General features: G+C 66.6%; 19 protein-coding genes. 16 read left to right on the top strand and 3 right to left on the bottom strand.

Annotated elements, in window-relative coordinates; all coding sequences use genetic code 11:
* Positions 1–5: 5 nt before the first annotated feature.
* The 6 genes from hslU (at position 6) to HMPREF2886_RS13985 (ending at position 7,583) form a co-directional block, all read left to right on the top strand.
* The gene (gene hslU, locus HMPREF2886_RS14010; RefSeq protein WP_003095854.1) at positions 6–1,349 is read left to right on the top strand and encodes an ATP-dependent protease ATPase subunit HslU; all 1,344 of its coding nucleotides are present in this window, start codon (positions 6–8) and stop codon (positions 1,347–1,349) included.
* Positions 1,350–1,443: 94 nt separating this feature from the next.
* Entirely contained in the window at positions 1,444–1,815 is a 372-nt protein-coding gene (locus tag HMPREF2886_RS14005) for a gamma-butyrobetaine hydroxylase family protein (protein ID WP_003095857.1), read from the top strand.
* 419 nt (positions 1,816–2,234) lie between these two features.
* Complete coding sequence (gene phaC / locus HMPREF2886_RS14000) at positions 2,235–3,914, top strand: class II poly(R)-hydroxyalkanoic acid synthase (protein WP_033967761.1); 1,680 nt, start codon at positions 2,235–2,237, stop codon at positions 3,912–3,914.
* 152 nt (positions 3,915–4,066) lie between these two features.
* Entirely contained in the window at positions 4,067–4,924 is an 858-nt protein-coding gene (gene phaZ, locus HMPREF2886_RS13995; RefSeq protein ID WP_003095866.1) for a poly(3-hydroxyalkanoate) depolymerase, read from the top strand.
* A gap of 303 nt (positions 4,925–5,227) precedes the next feature.
* On the top strand, positions 5,228–6,910 hold the full coding sequence (gene phaC / locus HMPREF2886_RS13990; RefSeq protein WP_033977040.1) for a class II poly(R)-hydroxyalkanoic acid synthase: 1,683 nt from the start codon (positions 5,228–5,230) through the stop codon (positions 6,908–6,910).
* Positions 6,911–6,965: 55 nt separating this feature from the next.
* Positions 6,966–7,583 carry a TetR/AcrR family transcriptional regulator gene (locus HMPREF2886_RS13985; protein ID WP_003103292.1) on the top strand — a complete coding sequence of 206 codons (618 nt, stop codon included), beginning with the start codon at positions 6,966–6,968 and terminating at the stop codon, positions 7,581–7,583.
* Between the two features lie 43 nt (positions 7,584–7,626).
* On the opposite strand, the gene HMPREF2886_RS13980 is transcribed toward HMPREF2886_RS13985, so the two are convergent.
* The 3 genes from HMPREF2886_RS13980 to HMPREF2886_RS13970 all read right to left on the bottom strand — a co-directional run bounded on the left by HMPREF2886_RS13980 (position 7,627) and on the right by HMPREF2886_RS13970 (position 9,402).
* On the bottom strand, positions 7,627–8,556 hold the full coding sequence (locus tag HMPREF2886_RS13980) for a phasin family protein (protein ID WP_033967758.1): 930 nt from the start codon (positions 8,554–8,556) through the stop codon (positions 7,627–7,629).
* Positions 8,557–8,566: 10 nt separating this feature from the next.
* Positions 8,567–8,983 carry a phasin family protein gene (locus tag HMPREF2886_RS13975; protein ID WP_003103463.1) on the bottom strand — a complete coding sequence of 139 codons (417 nt, stop codon included), beginning with the start codon at positions 8,981–8,983 and terminating at the stop codon, positions 8,567–8,569.
* A 143-nt stretch (positions 8,984–9,126) separates the two neighbouring features.
* Complete coding sequence (locus HMPREF2886_RS13970; protein ID WP_003095874.1) at positions 9,127–9,402, bottom strand: polyhydroxyalkanoic acid system family protein; 276 nt, start codon at positions 9,400–9,402, stop codon at positions 9,127–9,129.
* Between the two features lie 135 nt (positions 9,403–9,537).
* On the opposite strand from HMPREF2886_RS13970, the gene ubiE reads away from it, so the two are divergent.
* The 10 genes from ubiE to HMPREF2886_RS13920 all read left to right on the top strand — a co-directional run bounded on the left by ubiE (position 9,538) and on the right by HMPREF2886_RS13920 (position 17,766).
* Positions 9,538–10,308 carry a bifunctional demethylmenaquinone methyltransferase/2-methoxy-6-polyprenyl-1,4-benzoquinol methylase UbiE gene (ubiE, locus tag HMPREF2886_RS13965; protein WP_003103462.1) on the top strand — a complete coding sequence of 257 codons (771 nt, stop codon included), beginning with the start codon at positions 9,538–9,540 and terminating at the stop codon, positions 10,306–10,308.
* 14 nt (positions 10,309–10,322) lie between these two features.
* Positions 10,323–10,949 carry a ubiquinone biosynthesis accessory factor UbiJ gene (locus tag HMPREF2886_RS13960; RefSeq protein ID WP_033967757.1) on the top strand — a complete coding sequence of 209 codons (627 nt, stop codon included), beginning with the start codon at positions 10,323–10,325 and terminating at the stop codon, positions 10,947–10,949.
* Positions 10,946–12,547: a ubiquinone biosynthesis regulatory protein kinase UbiB gene (ubiB, locus tag HMPREF2886_RS13955; protein ID WP_003116128.1), complete on the top strand. Its 1,602-nt coding sequence runs from the start codon at positions 10,946–10,948 to the stop codon at positions 12,545–12,547. The genes HMPREF2886_RS13960 and ubiB overlap by 4 nt, the downstream gene beginning before the upstream one ends.
* Before the next feature lie 115 nt (positions 12,548–12,662).
* The gene (gene hisI, locus HMPREF2886_RS13950; protein ID WP_003095888.1) at positions 12,663–13,067 is read left to right on the top strand and encodes a phosphoribosyl-AMP cyclohydrolase; all 405 of its coding nucleotides are present in this window, start codon (positions 12,663–12,665) and stop codon (positions 13,065–13,067) included.
* Positions 13,060–13,395, top strand: a complete 336-nt coding sequence (locus HMPREF2886_RS13945; RefSeq protein WP_003095892.1) for a phosphoribosyl-ATP diphosphatase — start codon at positions 13,060–13,062, stop codon at positions 13,393–13,395. The genes hisI and HMPREF2886_RS13945 overlap by 8 nt, the downstream gene beginning before the upstream one ends.
* A 25-nt stretch (positions 13,396–13,420) precedes the next feature.
* A complete protein-coding gene (locus HMPREF2886_RS13940) occupies positions 13,421–13,669 on the top strand; it encodes a twin-arginine translocase TatA/TatE family subunit (RefSeq protein WP_003095893.1) in 249 nt (82 codons plus the stop codon).
* A gap of 13 nt (positions 13,670–13,682) precedes the next feature.
* On the top strand, positions 13,683–14,108 hold the full coding sequence (gene tatB / locus HMPREF2886_RS13935) for a Sec-independent protein translocase protein TatB (RefSeq protein WP_033967752.1): 426 nt from the start codon (positions 13,683–13,685) through the stop codon (positions 14,106–14,108).
* A complete protein-coding gene (tatC, locus tag HMPREF2886_RS13930; RefSeq protein ID WP_033967751.1) occupies positions 14,105–14,908 on the top strand; it encodes a twin-arginine translocase subunit TatC in 804 nt (267 codons plus the stop codon). The genes tatB and tatC overlap by 4 nt, the downstream gene beginning before the upstream one ends.
* Positions 14,905–15,612 (top strand): 16S rRNA (uracil(1498)-N(3))-methyltransferase, encoded by a 708-nt coding sequence (locus tag HMPREF2886_RS13925; protein ID WP_033967750.1) that lies wholly within the window; start codon positions 14,905–14,907, stop codon positions 15,610–15,612. The genes tatC and HMPREF2886_RS13925 overlap by 4 nt, the downstream gene beginning before the upstream one ends.
* 210 nt (positions 15,613–15,822) lie before the next feature.
* Entirely contained in the window at positions 15,823–17,766 is a 1,944-nt protein-coding gene (locus HMPREF2886_RS13920) for a methyl-accepting chemotaxis protein McpK (protein WP_070747655.1), read from the top strand.
* The last annotated feature ends 98 nt before the right edge of the window (positions 17,767–17,864 follow it).

Here is a 17,864-nt window from a genome sequence, read left to right as displayed (position 1 = left end):
AACGAATGTCCATGACGCCCCGCGAGATCGTCCACGAACTCAACCGCCACATCATCGGCCAGGACGACGCCAAGCGCGCCGTCGCCATCGCCCTGCGCAACCGCTGGCGACGCATGCAACTGCCGGCCGAGCTGCGCGCCGAGGTCACGCCGAAGAACATCCTCATGATCGGCCCCACCGGCGTCGGCAAGACCGAGATCGCCCGCCGCCTGGCGCGCCTGGCGAACGCGCCGTTCATCAAGGTCGAGGCGACCAAGTTCACCGAGGTCGGCTATGTCGGACGCGACGTCGAGTCGATCATCCGCGATCTCGCCGACGCCGCGGTGAAGATGCTTCGCGAACAGGAGATCCAGAAGGTCAAGTATCGCGCCGAGGACGCCGCCGAAGAGCGCATCCTCGATGCCCTGCTGCCGGCCGCGCGTCCCGCCATGGGCTTCGGCGACGAGCCGGCACGCGAGGACAGCAACACCCGTCAGCTGTTCCGCAAGCGCCTGCGCGAAGGCCAGCTGGACGACAAGGAAATCGACATCGAGGTGGCCGACAACCCGGCCGGCGTGGAGATCATGGCCCCGCCCGGCATGGAGGAAATGACCAACCAGTTGCAGAACCTGTTCTCCGGCATGAGCAAGGGCAAGAAGAAGACCCGCAAGCTTAAGGTCGCCGAGGCCCTGAAGCTGATCCGCGACGAAGAGGCGGTGCGCCTGGTCAACGAGGAAGAGCTCAAGGCACGCGCCCTGGAGGCGGTCGAGCAGCACGGCATCGTCTTCATCGACGAGATCGACAAGATCGCCAAGCGCGCCAACGCCGGCGGCGCCGACGTCTCCCGCGAGGGCGTACAGCGCGACCTGCTGCCGCTGATCGAAGGCTGCACGGTGAACACCAAGCTGGGCATGGTCAAGACCGACCACATCCTGTTCATCGCCTCCGGCGCCTTCCACCTGAGCAAGCCGAGCGACCTGGTTCCCGAGCTGCAGGGCCGCCTGCCGATCCGCGTGGAGCTCAAGGCCCTCAGCCCGAACGATTTCGAGCGCATCCTCACCGAGCCGCATGCCTCGCTCACCGAGCAGTACCGCGAGCTGCTGAAGACCGAGGGACTGGCCATCGAGTTCGCCGAGGACGGCATCAAGCGCCTTGCCGAGATCGCCTGGCAGGTCAACGAGAAGACCGAGAACATCGGTGCCCGCCGCCTGCATACGCTGCTCGAGCGGCTGCTGGAAGAGGTCTCGTTCAGCGCCGCCGACCTGGCCAGCGAGCATAGCGACAAGCCGATCCTGATCGATGCCGGCTACGTCAACAGCCACCTCGGCGAGCTGGCCGAGGACGAGGACCTGTCCCGCTACATCCTTTGACCAACGCCGCCGCCACGGCCAGCACCGTGGCGGCGGGCCGCGCGGCCCCGAACCGGGGTATCCTTGTACTCCGCCCTTCCGCGAGTCCGATGCGATGCGTATCCCTTCCGCCATCCAGCTGCACAAAGCCTCGAAGACCCTGACCCTGCGCTACGGCGAGGATAGCTACGACCTGCCCGCCGAGTTCCTCCGCGTGCATTCGCCCTCGGCCGAGGTCCAGGGCCACGGCAACCCGGTATTGCAGTACGGCAAGCTGAACGTCGGCCTGGTCGGCGTCGAACCCGCCGGCCAGTACGCACTGAAGCTGAGCTTCGACGACGGCCACGACAGCGGCCTGTTCACCTGGGACTACCTGTACGAGCTGGCGACCCGCAAGGACCAGCTATGGGCCGACTACCTGGCGGAGCTGGCCAGCGCCGGCAAGTCGCGCGACCCCGACGAATCGGTCGTCAAGCTGATGCTCTGAAGCGCCGGGCCGAGTGCCCCTTCGCGGCACACGGCATCCAGGCGATTTTTCCCCGCTGCCCCGAACGAGGGCACGTCATTTGCAACATTCGCCCCGCAGACTGCCAGACCAGACATCCGGTCGGCGCGGTCGCCACGGCGAATGTCCTACCCTGCACGGCAGCACCGCTCTAGTCCGCAGGTCGGCCGCTCGCCGGGCCAGACACGCCGGCCACCGATGCTTCTGCCAGCTTGCACGCCAGCGGAAACTCGCGTAACCAAGACGGTGCAGCCCCCTTGTCCGGGTTCCCTTCCCTGACGTGCGTCCGCCCCGCCCTGATACGTGCGGGTGGGCTGGTAGTCGAGCAGTAGCCGGCCGGACACCTGGTCCCCGGTTTCGTTGCGGTCCCCTGTTTCGCCTCGAACAATGGAGCGTTGCCGATGAGTCAGAAGAACAATAACGAGCTTCCCAAGCAAGCCGCGGAAAACACGCTGAACCTGAATCCGGTGATCGGCATCCGGGGCAAGGACCTGCTCACCTCCGCGCGCATGGTCCTGCTCCAGGCGGTGCGCCAGCCGCTGCACAGCGCCAGGCACGTGGCGCATTTCAGCCTGGAGCTGAAGAACGTCCTGCTCGGCCAGTCGGAGCTACGCCCAGGCGACGACGACCGACGCTTTTCCGATCCGGCCTGGAGCCAGAATCCGCTGTACAAGCGCTACATGCAGACCTACCTGGCCTGGCGCAAGGAACTGCACAGCTGGATCAGCCACAGCGACCTGTCGCCGCAGGACATCAGTCGTGGCCAGTTCGTCATCAACCTGCTGACCGAGGCGATGTCGCCGACCAACAGCCTGAGCAACCCGGCGGCGGTCAAGCGCTTCTTCGAGACCGGCGGCAAGAGCCTGCTGGACGGCCTCGGCCACCTGGCCAAGGACCTGGTGAACAACGGCGGGATGCCGAGCCAGGTGGACATGGACGCCTTCGAGGTGGGCAAGAACCTGGCCACCACCGAGGGCGCAGTGGTATTCCGCAACGACGTGCTGGAACTGATCCAGTACCGGCCGATCACCGAATCGGTGCACGAACGCCCGTTGCTGGTGGTGCCGCCGCAGATCAACAAGTTCTACGTCTTCGACCTGTCGCCGGACAAGAGCCTGGCGCGCTTCTGCCTGCGCAACGGCGTGCAGACCTTCATCGTCAGTTGGCGCAACCCGACCAAGTCGCAGCGAGAATGGGGCCTGACCACCTATATCGAGGCGCTCAAGGAAGCCATCGAGGTAGTCCTGTCGATCACCGGCAGCAAGGACCTCAACCTCCTCGGCGCCTGCTCCGGCGGGATCACCACCGCGACCCTGGTCGGCCACTACGTGGCCAGCGGCGAGAAGAAGGTCAACGCCTTCACCCAACTGGTCAGCGTGCTCGACTTCGAACTGAATACCCAGGTCGCGCTATTCGCCGACGAGAAGACCCTGGAGGCCGCCAAGCGTCGCTCCTACCAGTCCGGCGTGCTGGAGGGCAAGGACATGGCCAAGGTGTTCGCCTGGATGCGCCCCAACGACCTCATCTGGAACTACTGGGTCAACAACTACCTGCTCGGCAACCAGCCGCCGGCGTTCGACATCCTCTACTGGAACAACGACACCACGCGCCTGCCCGCCGCGCTGCACGGCGAGTTCGTCGAACTGTTCAAGAGCAACCCGCTGAACCGCCCCGGCGCCCTGGAGGTCTCCGGCACGCCCATCGACCTGAAGCAGGTGACTTGCGACTTCTACTGTGTCGCCGGTCTGAACGACCACATCACCCCTTGGGAGTCGTGCTACAAGTCGGCCAGGCTGCTGGGCGGCAAGTGCGAGTTTATCCTCTCCAACAGCGGTCACATCCAGAGCATCCTCAACCCACCGGGCAACCCCAAGGCACGCTTCATGACCAATCCGGAACTGCCCGCCGAGCCCAAGGCCTGGCTGGAACAGGCCGGCAAGCACGCCGACTCGTGGTGGTTGCACTGGCAGCAATGGTTGGCCGAACGCTCCGGCAAGACCCGCAAGGCGCCCGCCAGCCTGGGCAACAAGTCCTATCCGGCCGGCGAAGCCGCGCCCGGAACCTACGTGCATGAACGATGAAAAGCGACCAACCTGAAGAGCTGCCGCAGGAGCGATCCGCGGCCTCCGCCGACGAAACCCCGCCAGCGCCTCCGGCGCGGCCCCGCGCCGCGCGGAAGCCGGCCAGGCCCCGTATCGCCGAGCCCGCGGCTGCGCCGCCGAGGCCCCCGAGCATGCCCCAGCCCTTCGTCTTCCGGACCATCGACCTCGACGGCCAGACCATCCGCACCGCAGTGCGGCCGGGCAAGGAAGGAAGCACTCCGCTGCTGATCTTCAACGGCATAGGCGCCAACCTGGAACTGGTATTCCCCTTCGTCCAGGCGCTCGACCCGGAACTGGAGGTGATCGCCTTCGACGTTCCCGGCGTCGGCGGTTCCTCGACGCCCAGCGTGCCCTACCGCTTTCCCGGCCTGGCCAAGCTGGCGGCGCGGATGCTCGACTACCTGGACTACGGCCAGGTCAACGCGATCGGCGTGTCCTGGGGCGGCGCGCTGGCCCAGCAGTTCGCCCACGACTATCCGGAACGCTGCAAGAAGCTGATCCTCGCCGCCACTTCGGCTGGCGCGGTGATGGTGCCGGGCAAGCCGAAGGTACTGATGCGCATGGCCAGCCCGCGGCGCTACATCCAGCCCTCCTATGGCGTACACATCGCCCCGGACATCTACGGCGGGGCCTTCCGCCGCGACCCCAAGCTGGCCATGGCGCATGCCAGCAAGGTGCGTTCGTCGGGCAAGCTGGGCTACTACTGGCAACTGTTCGCCGGGCTCGGTTGGACCAGCATCCACTGGCTGCATCGGATCCGCCAGCCGACCCTGGTGCTGGCCGGCGACGACGACCCGATCATCCCGCTGATCAACATGCGCGTGCTGGCCTGGCGCATTCCCAACGCCGAACTGCACGTGATCGACGACGGCCACCTGTTCCTGGTGACCCGCGCCGAATCGGTGGCGCCGATCATCATGAAGTTCCTCGCCGAGGAGCGCCGCCGCGCCGTCATGCACCCTCGTCCGTTCCTGCCCAAGACCGGCTGAATTGCTGCACGGGCAACACCAGGGCAGCAGACACTGCTTCGTCATGGTGCAGGTGCATAGTCAATGCTCCGCAACGGCGCATGGCGCCTGGCTTCGCCGCGACAGCGCAAGCTCTGCGACGCCCCTCCCGGCGTTGTGGTACAGCGCTTGCTGCCCCACTGTCGGGCGGCATCCTCCCTGTTCAGGCAGGTGTGCGGTTCTGCCCCGGGTGAAACGGAATCCACAGGCTATAACTGAGTATTCCGAGCCAGGGGACGATCGCCCGTGGCATCCAGACTGTGGTCCTACGACGGAGTGTGGTCCATGCGAGAAAAGCAGGAATCGGGTAGCGTGCCGGTGCCCGCCGAGTTCATGAGTGCACAGAGCGCCATCGTCGGCCTGCGCGGCAAGGACCTGCTGACGACGGTCCGCAGCCTGGCTGTCCACGGCCTGCGCCAGCCGCTGCACAGTGCGCGGCACCTGGTCGCCTTCGGAGGCCAGTTGGGCAAGGTGCTGCTGGGCGACACCCTGCACCAGCCGAACCCACAGGACGCCCGCTTCCAGGATCCATCCTGGCGCCTCAATCCCTTCTACCGGCGCACCCTGCAGGCCTACCTGGCGTGGCAGAAGCAACTGCTCGCCTGGATCGACGAAAGCAACCTGGACTGCGACGATCGCGCCCGCGCCCGCTTCCTCGTCGCCTTGCTCTCCGACGCCGTGGCACCCAGCAACAGCCTGATCAATCCGCTAGCGGTAAAGGAACTGTTCAATACCGGCGGGATCAGCCTGCTCAATGGCGTCCGCCACCTGCTCGAAGACCTGGTGCACAACGGCGGCATGCCCAGCCAGGTGAACAAGACCGCCTTCGAGATCGGCCGCAACCTCGCCACCACGCAAGGCGCGGTAGTGTTCCGCAACGAGGTGCTGGAACTGATCCAGTACAAGCCGCTGGGCGAGCGCCAGTACGCCAAGCCCCTGCTGATCGTGCCGCCGCAGATCAACAAGTACTACATCTTCGACCTGTCGCCGGAAAAGAGCTTCGTCCAGTACGCCCTGAAGAACAACCTGCAGGTCTTCGTCATCAGTTGGCGCAACCCCGACGCCCAGCACCGCGAATGGGGCCTGAGCACCTATGTCGAGGCCCTCGACCAGGCCATCGAGGTCAGCCGCGAGATCACCGGCAGCCGCAGCGTGAACCTGGCCGGTGCCTGCGCCGGCGGGCTCACCGTGGCCGCCTTGCTCGGCCACCTGCAGGTGCGCCGGCAACTGCGCAAGGTCAGTAGCGTCACCTACCTGGTCAGCCTGCTCGACAGCCAGGTGGAAAGCCCGGCGATGCTCTTCGCCGACGAGCAGACCCTGGAGAGCAGCAAGCGCCGCTCCTACCAGCATGGCGTGCTGGACGGGCGCGACATGGCCAAGGTGTTCGCCTGGATGCGCCCCAACGACCTCATCTGGAACTACTGGGTCAACAACTACCTGCTCGGCAGGCAGCCGCCGGCGTTCGATATCCTCTACTGGAACAACGACAACACGCGGCTGCCCGCGGCGTTCCACGGCGAACTGCTCGACCTGTTCAAGCACAACCCGCTGACCCGCCCGGGCGCGCTGGAAGTCAGCGGGACCGCGGTGGACCTGGGCAAGGTGGCGATCGACAGCTTCCACGTCGCCGGCATCACCGACCACATCACGCCCTGGGACGCGGTCTATCGCTCGGCCCTCCTGCTGGGCGGCCAGCGCCGCTTCATCCTGTCCAACAGCGGGCACATCCAGAGCATCCTCAACCCTCCCGGAAACCCCAAGGCCTGCTACTTCGAGAACGACAAGCTGAGCAGCGATCCACGCGCCTGGTACTACGACGCCAAGCGCGAAGAGGGCAGCTGGTGGCCGGTCTGGCTGGGCTGGCTGCAGGAGCGCTCGGGCGAGCTGGGCAACCCTGACTTCAACCTTGGCAGCGCCGCGCATCCGCCCCTCGAAGCGGCCCCGGGCACCTACGTGCATATACGCTGAAAGATCCGGCCCGGGCGCCTGGAGCCGGGCACCTCCATCCCCAGAAGAAGTCCGGATGAAGACACGCGACCGAATCCTCGAATGCTCGCTGTTGCTGTTCAACGAACAGGGCGAGCCCAACGTCTCGACACTGGAGATCGCCAACGAACTGGGCATCAGCCCGGGCAATCTCTACTACCACTTCCATGGCAAGGAACCGCTGGTGATGGCGCTGTTCGAGCGGTTCCAGGCCGAGTTGGCGCCGCTGCTCGATCCGCCCGAGGAGGTGCGCCTGGGCGCGGAGGACTACTGGCTGTTCCTGCACCTGATCGTCGAGCGCCTCGCCCACTACCGCTTCCTGTTCCAGGACCTGTCCAACCTGACCGGGCGCCTGCCACGGCTGGCTCGCGGCATCCGTACCTGGCTCGGCGCGCTGAAGCGGACCCTGGCCACCCTGCTGGCCCGCCTCAAGGCCGACCGGCAGTTGCGCAGCGACGCGCCGGCACTCGGCCAACTGGTCGAACAGATCACCCTGACCCTGCTGTTCTCCCTGGATTACCAGCGGGTACTGGGCAGCAAGGGCGAGGTGCGCACGGTGGTCTACCAGATCATGATGCTGGTCGCCCCGCATCTGCGCAGCGAGGCCCAGCGCTCGGCGGAAAGCCTGGCGCAGCGCTACCTGGGACCGGAATGAAAAACGCCCGGCGAGTGCCGGGCGTGTGCCTTGCCGCCAGGACTCAGCCCTGGCTGCTCGGCGTCGCCGGAGCGTTCGCTGCCGGAGCGCTGGCAGCCGGTGTGGCGGCGGGGGCAGCGGGCGCGCTCGAAGACGCGGCGGGAGCGGCCGGTTTCGCCGCGGCGGGCTTGGCTGCCGGCTTCTTCGCCGCAGGCTTTTTCGCAGCCGGCTTGGCGGCAGGTTTCGCCGCGGGCTTGGCGGCGGTCGCAGCGGCCGGCTTGGCTGCCGGCTTCGCGGCAGGCTTGGCTGCGGCAGGTTTCGCAGCAGGTTTCGCCGCGGCCTTGGCTGCCGGCTTGGTCGCCGGTTTCGCTGCGGCCTTCGCAGCCGGTTTGGCGGCGGGCTTGGCGGCCGGCTTGGCTGCCGCGGTTTTCGCAGCGGGTTTTTTCGCCGCGGGTTTCGCCGCAGGCTTGGCGGCGGCCTTGGCTGCCGGTTTGGCTGCCGGCTTGGCCGCTGCGGTTTTCGCCGCGGGCTTGGCAGCCGGTTTCGCCGCAGGCTTGGCCGCTGCCTTCGCCGCCGGCTTGACGCTGACGCCGGTGAGTTTCTCGATCTGCCTGGTCAGCGTATCGACCTTGCTGTGCAGCTCCTTCACCTCGTTGCGGCTCGGCACGCCGAGACGCGAGATGGCGCTGTTCAGGCGCTTGTCGAAAGCTTCCTCGAGCTCACTCCACTTGCCGAGCGCACGGTCCCGAACCTCGTCGACCTTGCTCTTCGCAGAGCGGGCGGAAGCCTTCGCCGCACCGACCTGCGCATCCACATCGGACTTCGCTTCTTTTTCAGCCTTCTCGCCGTCTTTCACCAAGGTCTCGAACAGCTTGCTGCCGTCCTTGCTGACCTTCGAGTAGGCCCCCAGACCAGCCAGCCAGATCTGCCGCGAGTATTTCTCGATCTCGCCGATCCAACTGGACTCTTTTTCGCTCTTCTTCTTGCCAGCCATCCTGCTCTCCTTATTGGGTTCTCGCGACACGCTCGAGCACTGCGCTCAGCTCATCCAGCTTAGCAGAGAGTGCTTCGACATCGTTCCGGGAAGGTATGCCTATCCGGTTCAACGTGCTAGCGACACGGCTGTCGAATGCCTGCTCGATCCTGTCGAGCTGGTCTTCGACTTTTCCCTTCACCGAAGAGAGGCCGGTCTTGACACTGTCATTGGCCGAATCGACCTGACTTGTGACCAGCGATTTGCCTTTTTTCTCCAGGGCTTCGCCAGCTTTCACCAATTCCTTGAAGTAGTCGCTGCCTTCGGTGCCCAGGCGGGAATACGCACCCAGGCCGGCAAGCCAGATCTGGCGGGCATAGTGGCGGATCTCGGAGACCAGGGAAGTGGATTCGGAAACGGTCTTTTTCTTCAGGGCAATCTTGGCCATGGGGCACCTCACGCTCGTTGGATTGAAGAAACCGCAGGCGCCGCCGGAACGCTGGCAGCGTGAGAGCAAGGTATCGGGGAAAATTAGAAACCGCATACTAAGCGGAAGATGGGCGCCGCCAGGACGGCGAACGCCCGGCGGGATCAGGCCAGCGCCTTGTCCAGCGCCTTCTCGATCTCGCCCTTGAGCAGGCCGCTCATGGCCGACAGCATCAAGCCGAGCTTGACGTCCACCGCGACCTTGTCCGCCCCTACCGCGATCCTGCCGTCGACACCGCTGCGCTTGAAGGTCAGCTCGTCGCCCTGCCATTCGCACTGCACGCCGTGCTCCTTCGCCAGACGTTCGGCCAGTTTCTCCGCCTTGGCCCGTGCGGCGTCCAGCCCCAGGCTGTGCGGACGTTCGATGTGGATACGCGACATGGATCGACTCCTGATTGCAGATCGGAAAACTATACGCGGCCAGACAAAACACCGCACCCGCGCCGTCGGACGGCGGCACAGCACTTTCCCCACATCCTGTTAGAATGCCCGGCATTCTTTCCAGGTGAGAACGTCATGAACGATCCCCGCAAAGGCGCCGACGCCGAACCCACCACCCACTTCGGCTACCAGAACGTTCCGGAAAGCCAGAAGGCGAAAAAGGTCGCCGAGGTATTCCACTCGGTGGCAGCCAAGTACGACCTGATGAACGACCTGATGTCCGGTGGCATCCATCGCCTGTGGAAGCGCTTCACCATCGAGTTGTCCGGCGTGCGCAGCGGGAACCGCGTGCTCGACATCGCCGGCGGCACCGGCGACCTGACCCGGCAGTTCTCGCGCCTGGTCGGCCCGACCGGCGAGGTGGTGCTGGCCGACATCAACGCCTCGATGCTCAAGGTCGGCCGCGACAAGCTGCTCGACAAGGGCGTCTCCGGCAACGTCAGCTTCGTCCAGGCGGACGCCGAGAAGCTGCCCTTCCCGGACAACCATTTCGACTGCGTGACCATCGCCTTCGGCCTGCGCAACGTCACCCACAAGGACGAAGCGATCCGCTCCATGCTGCGCGTGCTCAAGCCCGGTGGCCGCCTGCTGGTGCTGGAGTTCTCCAAGCCGAGCAGCAACCTGCTGTCCAAGGCCTACGACGCCTATTCGTTCAGCCTGCTGCCGCTGATGGGCAAGCTGGTCACCAACGACTCCGAGAGCTATCGCTACCTGGCCGAGTCGATCCGCATGCACCCCGACCAGGAAACCCTGAAGGCGATGATGGTGGAAGCCGGCTTCGACCGCGTGACCTACCACAACATGACCGGCGGCATTGTCGCCCTGCACCGCGGTATCAAGCCTTAACCGGGGGCGCGCCGATGAGCTCGCTGCTGATCCAGGCCGTGCTGGCCGCCGCCGAAACCGGCATCAATCGCGTCCTGCGCCTCGACGGGACAGCGCTGCCGCGCCTGCGCAGGCTTTCCGCCAAGGTCATCGAGGTCGACTGCCTGAGCCCGCCGCTGCGGGTCTTCATCCTGCCCGCCGGCGACGGCCTGCACTTCGCCGCGCGGCATGAGGCGGAGGTCGACTGCACCCTGCGTGCGCCGGCCGGCAACCTCCTGCACCTGGCCCTGGCGCGCGACAAGACCCGCGTCCTGCACAGCCCGGAGGTCAGCATGGACGGCGACAGTGCGGCCCTGCTGGAACTGGCCGGCATCCTGCAGAGCCTGGAGCTGGACTGGGAGTACGAACTGTCGCGCTGGCTCGGCCCGCTCGCCACCCAGGTGCTCGGCAGCGGCCTGCGCGACGCTTCGCGCTGGAGCGCGCAGAGCCTGCACAGCCTGCGCCTGAACCTGGCCGACTACCTTGCCGAGGAAAGCCGCACGCTGGTCGGCCAGCACGAAGCCGAAGCCCGCTTCGCCGAACTGGACCAGCTGAAGCTGGCCCTCGATCGTCTCGACGCGCGCGTCGGACGCCTCAGCCAAAAGACCAAGCCCGACGCATGAAGCTCCTCGCTTTCCGCCGCCTCCTGCGCATCCAGCGCGTCGTCATCCGCTACCGCCTGGACGACCTGATCCTCGAACTGCCGATGCTGCCCTGGTGGCTGCGCCTGCTCGGTGCCACCCTGCCCTGGCGCTGGCTGCCGCGGCGCAAGCTGGAACTGACCCGCGGCGCGCGCCTGCGCCTGGCGCTGCAGGACCTCGGACCGATCTTCATCAAGTTCGGCCAGATTCTCTCCACCCGCCGCGACCTGCTGCCCGACGACATCGCCAACGAACTGGCCTGGTTGCAGGACAAGGTGCCGCCCTTCCCGCCGGAGCTGGCGGTCAAGCGCATCGAGGAACAGCTGGGCGCGAAGATCGAACAGGTCTTCGCCCGCTTCGAACGCGAACCGCTGGCCTCCGCCTCGGTGGCCCAGGTCCACGCCGCGCGCCTGAAGAGCGGCGAGGAAGTGGTGGTGAAGGTGATCCGGCCGAACCTGGAACCGGTGATCCGCTCCGACATCGCCTGGCTGTTCATCCTCGCCCGCCTCGCCGAGCGGGTCTCCAGCGAGGCGCGGCGCCTGCACCCGGTGGAAGTGGTCAGCGACTACGAGAAGACCATCGTCGACGAACTCGACCTGCTCCGCGAGGCGGCCAACGCCTCGCAGCTGCGACGCAACTTCGAAGGCTCGCCGCTGCTCTACGTGCCACAGGTCTACTGGGACTGGTGCCGGCCCAAGGTGCTGGTGATGGAGCGCATCTACGGCATCCCGGTGACCGACCTGGAAACCCTGCGCGACCAGCGCACCGACTTCAAGGCACTGGCCGAGCGTGGCGTGGAGATCTTCTTCACCCAGGTGTTCCGCGACAGCTTCTTCCATGCCGACATGCACCCCGGCAACATCTTCGTCAGCACCCGCGCGCCCTGGAGCCCGCAATACATCGCGGTGGACTGCGGCATCGTCGGCAGCCTGACCGACGAGGACCAGGACTACCTGGCGCGCAACCTGATCGCCTTCTTCAAGCGCGACTACCGCAAGGTCGCCCAACTGCATATCGACTCCGGCTGGGTCCCGGCGGAAACCAAGGTCAACGACTTCGAGGCAGCGATCCGTACCGTCTGCGAACCGATCTTCGAGAAGCCGCTGAAGGACATCTCCTTCGGCCAGGTCCTGCTGCGTCTGTTCCAGACCGCGCGTCGTTTCAACATGGAGATCCAGCCGCAACTGGTGCTGCTGCAGAAGACCCTGCTGAACATCGAAGGCCTCGGCCGCCAGCTCTACCCGGAACTCGACCTGTGGGCCACCGCCCAGCCGTTCCTGGAGCGCTGGATGCGCGAACGGGTCAGCCCGAAGCAACTGCTGCGCAATTTCCAGCAACAGGTCGAGCAGGTGCCGCACCTGTCGCAAATGGCCCGCGATACCCTCGAACGCCTGTCACAACCGCACGCCCACAATGCGCCGCCGCCGGAGTGGAAAGGTTCCCGCCACGACTGGCTCGGGCGCCTGGTGGGCGCGGTGCTGCTGGTCGGCGCCGCCGAGGTCGGCCTGGGCCAGCAGCTGGAAGCCTGGCCGGCGTGGGTGATGCTGGCCGGCGGGGTGTTCCTGATCCTGCGCCGCTAGCGTCGCGCACGGCCACTAGGCCCGCGCCGATAGCCAGTCGCGCTCCCGGCTGGCACACTACTCCCATTTCCGCCGGAAACGCGCGCAACGTACCGGCAACGAACGTGGAAAGACCATGAAAGACTGGCTGGATGAGATTCACTGGAACGCCGACGGCCTGGTCCCGGCGATTGCCCAGGATCACGAGACCGGGCGCGTGCTGATGATGGCCTGGATGAACCGCGAGGCGCTGGCCCTGACCGCCAGCGAGAACCGTGCAATCTATTGGTCGCGTTCGCGTGGCAAGCTGTGGCGCAAGGGCGAGGAGTCCGGGCATGTGCAGAAGCTGCACGAACTGCGCCTGGACTGCGACGCCGACGTGGTCATCCTGATGGTCGAGCAGGTCGGCGGGATCGCCTGCCATACCGGCCGGGAAAGCTGTTTCTACCGCGTCTTCGAGAACGGCGCCTGGAAGACCGTCGATCCGGTGCTGAAGGACCCGGACGCCATCTACGAACACGCAGGACACCACCATGAGTGACACCCTGACCCGCCTGGCGGCGGTGCTCGAGGAGCGCAAGAACGCCGCGCCCGATAGCTCCTACGTGGCCAGCCTGTACCACAAGGGCCTGAACAAGATCCTGGAGAAGGTCGGCGAGGAGTCGGTGGAAGCCATCATCGCCGCCAAGGATGCCGCGGCCAGCGGCGACTGCCAGGACCTGATCTACGAAACCGCCGACCTCTGGTTCCACTCGCTGGTGATGCTCTCGGCCCTCGGCCAGCATCCGCAAGCCGTGCTGGACGAACTGGAGCGCCGCTTCGGCCTTTCCGGCCACGCCGAGAAAGCCGCCCGCCAACCATCGGCCTGAACCTACACATTGCGAGGAATACGACATGGGCATTTTTGACTGGAAACACTGGATCGTCATCCTGATCGTCGTGGTACTGGTGTTCGGCACCAAGCGCCTGAAGAACCTCGGTTCCGACGTCGGCGAAGCGATCAAGGGCTTCCGCAAGGCGGTGAACACCGAGGAAGACGACAAGAAGGACCAGCCCGCCGCCCAGCCGGCCCAGCCGCTGAACCAGCCGCACACCATCGACGCCCAGGCGCAGAAGGTCGAAGAGCCGGCGCGCAAGGACTGACGGGTAGCCATCGATGTTCGGAATCAGCTTCAGCGAACTGTTGCTGGTCGGGCTGGTCGCCCTGCTGGTGCTCGGCCCCGAGCGCCTGCCGGGCGCCGCGCGTACCGCCGGCCTGTGGATCGGCCGCCTGAAGCGCAGTTTCAATACCATCAAGCAGGAAGTGGAACGGGAAATCGGCGCGGACGAGATCCGCCGGCAACTGCACAACGAGCACATCCTCTCGATGGAGCGCGAAGCGCAGAAGCTGCTGGCCCCGCTGACCGGCCAGACTCCCCCGCAGGAGACCCCGCCGCCGGCGGCCGAGAACCCGGCACCGAGCGTACCCACGCCGCCGCCGACCAGCACGCCTGCGGTTCCGCCCGCGGACGCCGCGGCACCGCCGGCAGTCGCTGCCTCCACTCCCCCTTCGCCACCGTCCGAGACGCCGCGTAATCCATGAGCGCCGATAAACCCGAGCAGCCCGAGCACGACCAGGAAATGCCCCTGGTCTCGCACCTGACCGAACTGCGTACGCGCCTGCTGCGCAGCGTGGCGGCGATCTTCCTGATCTTCGCCGGCCTGTTCTACTTCTCGCAGAAGATCTACACCCTGGTCTCCGAGCCGTTGCGCCGCTTCCTTCCGGAAGGCACCAGCATGATCGCCACCGACGTCGCCTCGCCGTTCCTCGCGCCGTTCAAGCTGACCATGGTGGTGGCGCTGTTCCTCGCCATGCCGGTGATCCTCGCGCAGGTCTGGGGCTTCATCGCGCCCGGCCTGTACAAGCACGAGAAGCGCGTGGCGCTGCCGCTGCTGGTGTCCAGCATCATCCTGTTCTACGCCGGGATGGCCTTCGCCTATTTCCTGGTGTTCCCGATGATCTTCCATTTCTTCGCCAGCGTGACGCCCGAGGGCGTGGCGATGATGACGGACATCAACAGCTACCTGGACTTCGTCCTGACCCTGTTCTTCGCCTTCGGCGTCGCCTTCGAGATCCCGGTGGCCACGGTGCTGCTGATCTGGATCGGGGTGGTCGACGTCGAGTACCTGAAGAAGATCCGCCCGTACGTGATCATCGGCTGCTTCGTGGTCGGCATGGTCCTGACCCCGCCGGACATCTTCTCCCAGACCATGCTCGCGGTGCCGATGTGGCTGCTGTTCGAAATCGGCCTGCTGTTCGGCCGCCTGGTACGCAAGCGCGGCGAGCATCCGGACGACCAACCGGCCAGCGACGGCGACCAGCCTCCGGCCACCCGCCCGTGAACCTGCTGCTCCTCGACGACGCCGACTTCGTGTCGGCGGATCGTGCGGTCCTGCACGATCGCCGCCTCAGGCACCTGCACGAAGTACACCGCGCCGAGAACGGCGACACCCTGCGGGTCGGCCGCCTCGGCGGCTGGATGGGCGAAGGCCGCCTGCTGAAGCTCGACGCCAGCGAGGCGACCCTGGAGGTACGCTTCGACCAGCCGCCGCCGGCCAAGCTGCCGATCACCCTGCTGCTGGCCTTGCCGCGACCGAAGATGCTCCGCCGGGTGTTGCAGACCATCGCCGCGATGGGCGTACCGAAGCTGGTGCTGCTGAACAGCTACCGCGTGGAAAAGAGCTTCTGGCAGACCCCGTTCCTCGACCCGGCGGCGATCCGCGAGAACCTGGTCCTCGGCCTGGAGCAGGCCCGCGATACGGTGCTGCCGGAAATCATCGTCGAGAAGCGTTTCAAACCCTTCGTCGAAGACCGCCTGCCGGCCCTGGCCGCCGGCAGCCTAGGCCTGGTCGGCCATCCCGGCCCCTGGCCGGCCTGTCCGCGCGCGGTGGAGAAGCCGGTGACCCTGGCGATCGGCCCGGAAGGCGGTTGGATTCCCTACGAGGTCGACAAGCTGCGCGAAGCCGGACTGCATCCGGTGCAGCTCGGCGAACGCATCCTGCGCGTGGAAACCGCGGTCAGCGCCCTGCTTGCGCGGTTGTTCTGAAAAACTCCGGTAAAAGACTGAAGGTTTTCCCCGCCCGGCCGACATCCTCTGTCGCGCAGGGCTCCGCACGACAACCATAAGACCTCGCCCGCCGGCCACGTACCGGCCCTCCGCGCCCGCACGCCGGGCGCGACGACGCTGAGCCATTACCTGTTCCGCCACGCCATGGGACTGCCAACCCAGGGTGTCGCACTGCCTGGAGTAATGACGATGTACGATTGGTGGGTTCTCCAACTGGCCAAGCTGAGCGTCAGCCGCAAGCTGATGGTCGGTTTCGGTGTCCTCCTCGCGCTGCTTCTGCTGGTAGTGATCAGCAGCAACCGCACCCTCACGCACCAGACAGCCCTCAGCGAGCAGCTCGCCGAAGTCGCCAGCCTGATGGAGCAGGCCCAGCAAGCCGAACAAGGCCGCCTGGCATTCGAAGCCGGCAGCGACCCGCGCCAGGCCGAGCAGGTCCGCCAGACCCTGTCCGGCATGCTCCAGCGCCTGCAGGCGCTGCGCGACAGCGAGCTCGACCCGGCCGCCCTGGCCCACCAGGCCGAAGCCATCGAAGCCTACCGCAAGGCCTTCGACGACCTCGCCGCAGCCGATCAGCAACGCAGCACCGCCCGTGGTGTGCTGGTGGGCACTGCACAGCAGGCGCTGGACAGCTTCGCTCGCCTCGAGGAACTGATGGACGCCAGCCTTGCGCAGCAGGCCGGCGACCCGCAGGCGTTGCAACGCAGCCGTGCGGTGGCCGACCTGCACCAACAGTTGCTCATGGTGCGTTACCAGGTGCGCGGCTACGTCTTCGAGCGCAGCAAAAAGGCCGAGCAGGCCGCGTTCGCCGCGTTCGACGCCCTCCGTCAGGCCGGCACGACGCTGCGTGGCCAATTGCCCGGCGAGGCCGATGCGGCGCTGGAACAGGCCATGCGCAGCCTCCAGGGCTATCGTGGCGGGATCGAGCAGTTCCGTACCGGCGTCGGCCGCACGCGCCAGGCGCAGCAAGCGATGCAGAGCAGCACCCAGGATATGGCCCGGGCCGGCCAGACCCTCACCGAAGCCGGTCGCCAATTGCGCGAGAGCACCGCCAGCCGCGACCGCGCCAGCCTCTGGCTGATCGCCGCGCTGGCCCTGGCCTTCGGCTGCGTCGCCGGCTGGGCGATCAACCGGCAGATCGTCCGGCCGCTGGACGAAGCCCTCGCGCAGGCCGAGGCCATCGCCGCCGGCGACCTTGGCAAGCGTCCGCAGAATCCCCTGACCCTCCAGCGCCGCGACGAACTGGGCCAGTTGCAGCGAGTCATGCAGCGCATGGGCGACAGCCTGCGCGAGCTGGTCGGGCGGATCGGCGACGGCGTCAGCCAGTTGGCCAGCTCCGCCGAGGAACTCTCGGCGGTCACCGAGCAGACCCGCGCCGGGGTCAACAGCCAGAAAGTGGAGACCGACCAGGTCGCCACCGCCATGCACGAGATGGCCGCCACCGTGCAGGACGTCGCGCGCAACGCCGAACTGGCTTCCCAGGCCGCTCGCCAGGCCGACGAAGAGGCGCGCCAGGGCGACGCGGTGGTCGACCAGGCGGTGACCCGCATCGAGCGCCTGGCTAGCGAGATGGACGTTTCCAGCGAAGCCATGGCGCGCCTGAAGAACGACAGCGAGCAGATCGGCAGCGTCCTCGACGTGATCAAGTCGGTGGCCGAGCAAACCAACCTGCTGGCGCTCAACGCAGCCATCGAAGCGGCACGCGCCGGCGACGCCGGACGCGGCTTCGCGGTGGTCGCCGACGAGGTCCGCGGCCTGGCCCAGCGCACCCAGCAGTCCACCGCCGAGATCGAGGGCCTGATCCAGCGTCTCCAGCAGGGCGCCGGCGAAGCCGCCGAACGCCTGGAGAACAGCCGCTCGCTGACCGCCAGCACGGTGGAACTGGCGCGCCGCGCCGGCGCCGCGCTGGACAGCATCACCCGCACCGTCTCCGACATCCAGAACATGAACCTGCAGATCGCCACTGCCGCGGAGCAACAGAGCACGGTGGCCGAGGAGATCAACCGCAGCGTCCTCAGCGTGCGCGATGTCGCCGAACAGTCGGCCGCCGCCAGCGAGCAGACCGCCGCCTCCAGCGGCGAACTGGCGCGCCTGGGCACGCAGTTGCAGGCGCAGGTGGGACGCTTCCGCCTGTAACATCCCGAGAGGATCCTCCTTGCATCGGCAGCTCCTCCCGTCCATCGAAAGCGGACAGGAGGGGCACCTTTGCGTAGGATCAGGCTTTCGCCTTTTGG

Origin of the sequence: Pseudomonas sp. HMSC066A08, from assembly GCF_001813025.1 — a bacterium.
Taxonomy (GTDB): domain Bacteria; phylum Pseudomonadota; class Gammaproteobacteria; order Pseudomonadales; family Pseudomonadaceae; genus Pseudomonas; species Pseudomonas aeruginosa.
This window is presented reverse-complemented; position numbering and strand designations above follow the sequence as displayed.

Coding starts and splice junctions, on each gene's coding strand:
- hslU (WP_003095854.1), top strand. CDS start 6: ATGTCCATGACGCCCCGCGAGATCGTCCACGAACTCAACCGCCACATC.
- HMPREF2886_RS14005 (WP_003095857.1), top strand. CDS start 1,444: ATGCGTATCCCTTCCGCCATCCAGCTGCACAAAGCCTCGAAGACCCTG.
- phaC (WP_033967761.1), top strand. CDS start 2,235: ATGAGTCAGAAGAACAATAACGAGCTTCCCAAGCAAGCCGCGGAAAAC.
- phaZ (WP_003095866.1), top strand. CDS start 4,067: ATGCCCCAGCCCTTCGTCTTCCGGACCATCGACCTCGACGGCCAGACC.
- phaC (WP_033977040.1), top strand. CDS start 5,228: ATGCGAGAAAAGCAGGAATCGGGTAGCGTGCCGGTGCCCGCCGAGTTC.
- HMPREF2886_RS13985 (WP_003103292.1), top strand. CDS start 6,966: ATGAAGACACGCGACCGAATCCTCGAATGCTCGCTGTTGCTGTTCAAC.
- HMPREF2886_RS13980 (WP_033967758.1), bottom strand. CDS start 8,556: ATGGCTGGCAAGAAGAAGAGCGAAAAAGAGTCCAGTTGGATCGGCGAG.
- HMPREF2886_RS13975 (WP_003103463.1), bottom strand. CDS start 8,983: ATGGCCAAGATTGCCCTGAAGAAAAAGACCGTTTCCGAATCCACTTCC.
- HMPREF2886_RS13970 (WP_003095874.1), bottom strand. CDS start 9,402: ATGTCGCGTATCCACATCGAACGTCCGCACAGCCTGGGGCTGGACGCC.
- ubiE (WP_003103462.1), top strand. CDS start 9,538: ATGAACGATCCCCGCAAAGGCGCCGACGCCGAACCCACCACCCACTTC.
- HMPREF2886_RS13960 (WP_033967757.1), top strand. CDS start 10,323: ATGAGCTCGCTGCTGATCCAGGCCGTGCTGGCCGCCGCCGAAACCGGC.
- ubiB (WP_003116128.1), top strand. CDS start 10,946: ATGAAGCTCCTCGCTTTCCGCCGCCTCCTGCGCATCCAGCGCGTCGTC.
- hisI (WP_003095888.1), top strand. CDS start 12,663: ATGAAAGACTGGCTGGATGAGATTCACTGGAACGCCGACGGCCTGGTC.
- HMPREF2886_RS13945 (WP_003095892.1), top strand. CDS start 13,060: ATGAGTGACACCCTGACCCGCCTGGCGGCGGTGCTCGAGGAGCGCAAG.
- HMPREF2886_RS13940 (WP_003095893.1), top strand. CDS start 13,421: ATGGGCATTTTTGACTGGAAACACTGGATCGTCATCCTGATCGTCGTG.
- tatB (WP_033967752.1), top strand. CDS start 13,683: ATGTTCGGAATCAGCTTCAGCGAACTGTTGCTGGTCGGGCTGGTCGCC.
- tatC (WP_033967751.1), top strand. CDS start 14,105: ATGAGCGCCGATAAACCCGAGCAGCCCGAGCACGACCAGGAAATGCCC.
- HMPREF2886_RS13920 (WP_070747655.1), top strand. CDS start 15,823: ATGTACGATTGGTGGGTTCTCCAACTGGCCAAGCTGAGCGTCAGCCGC.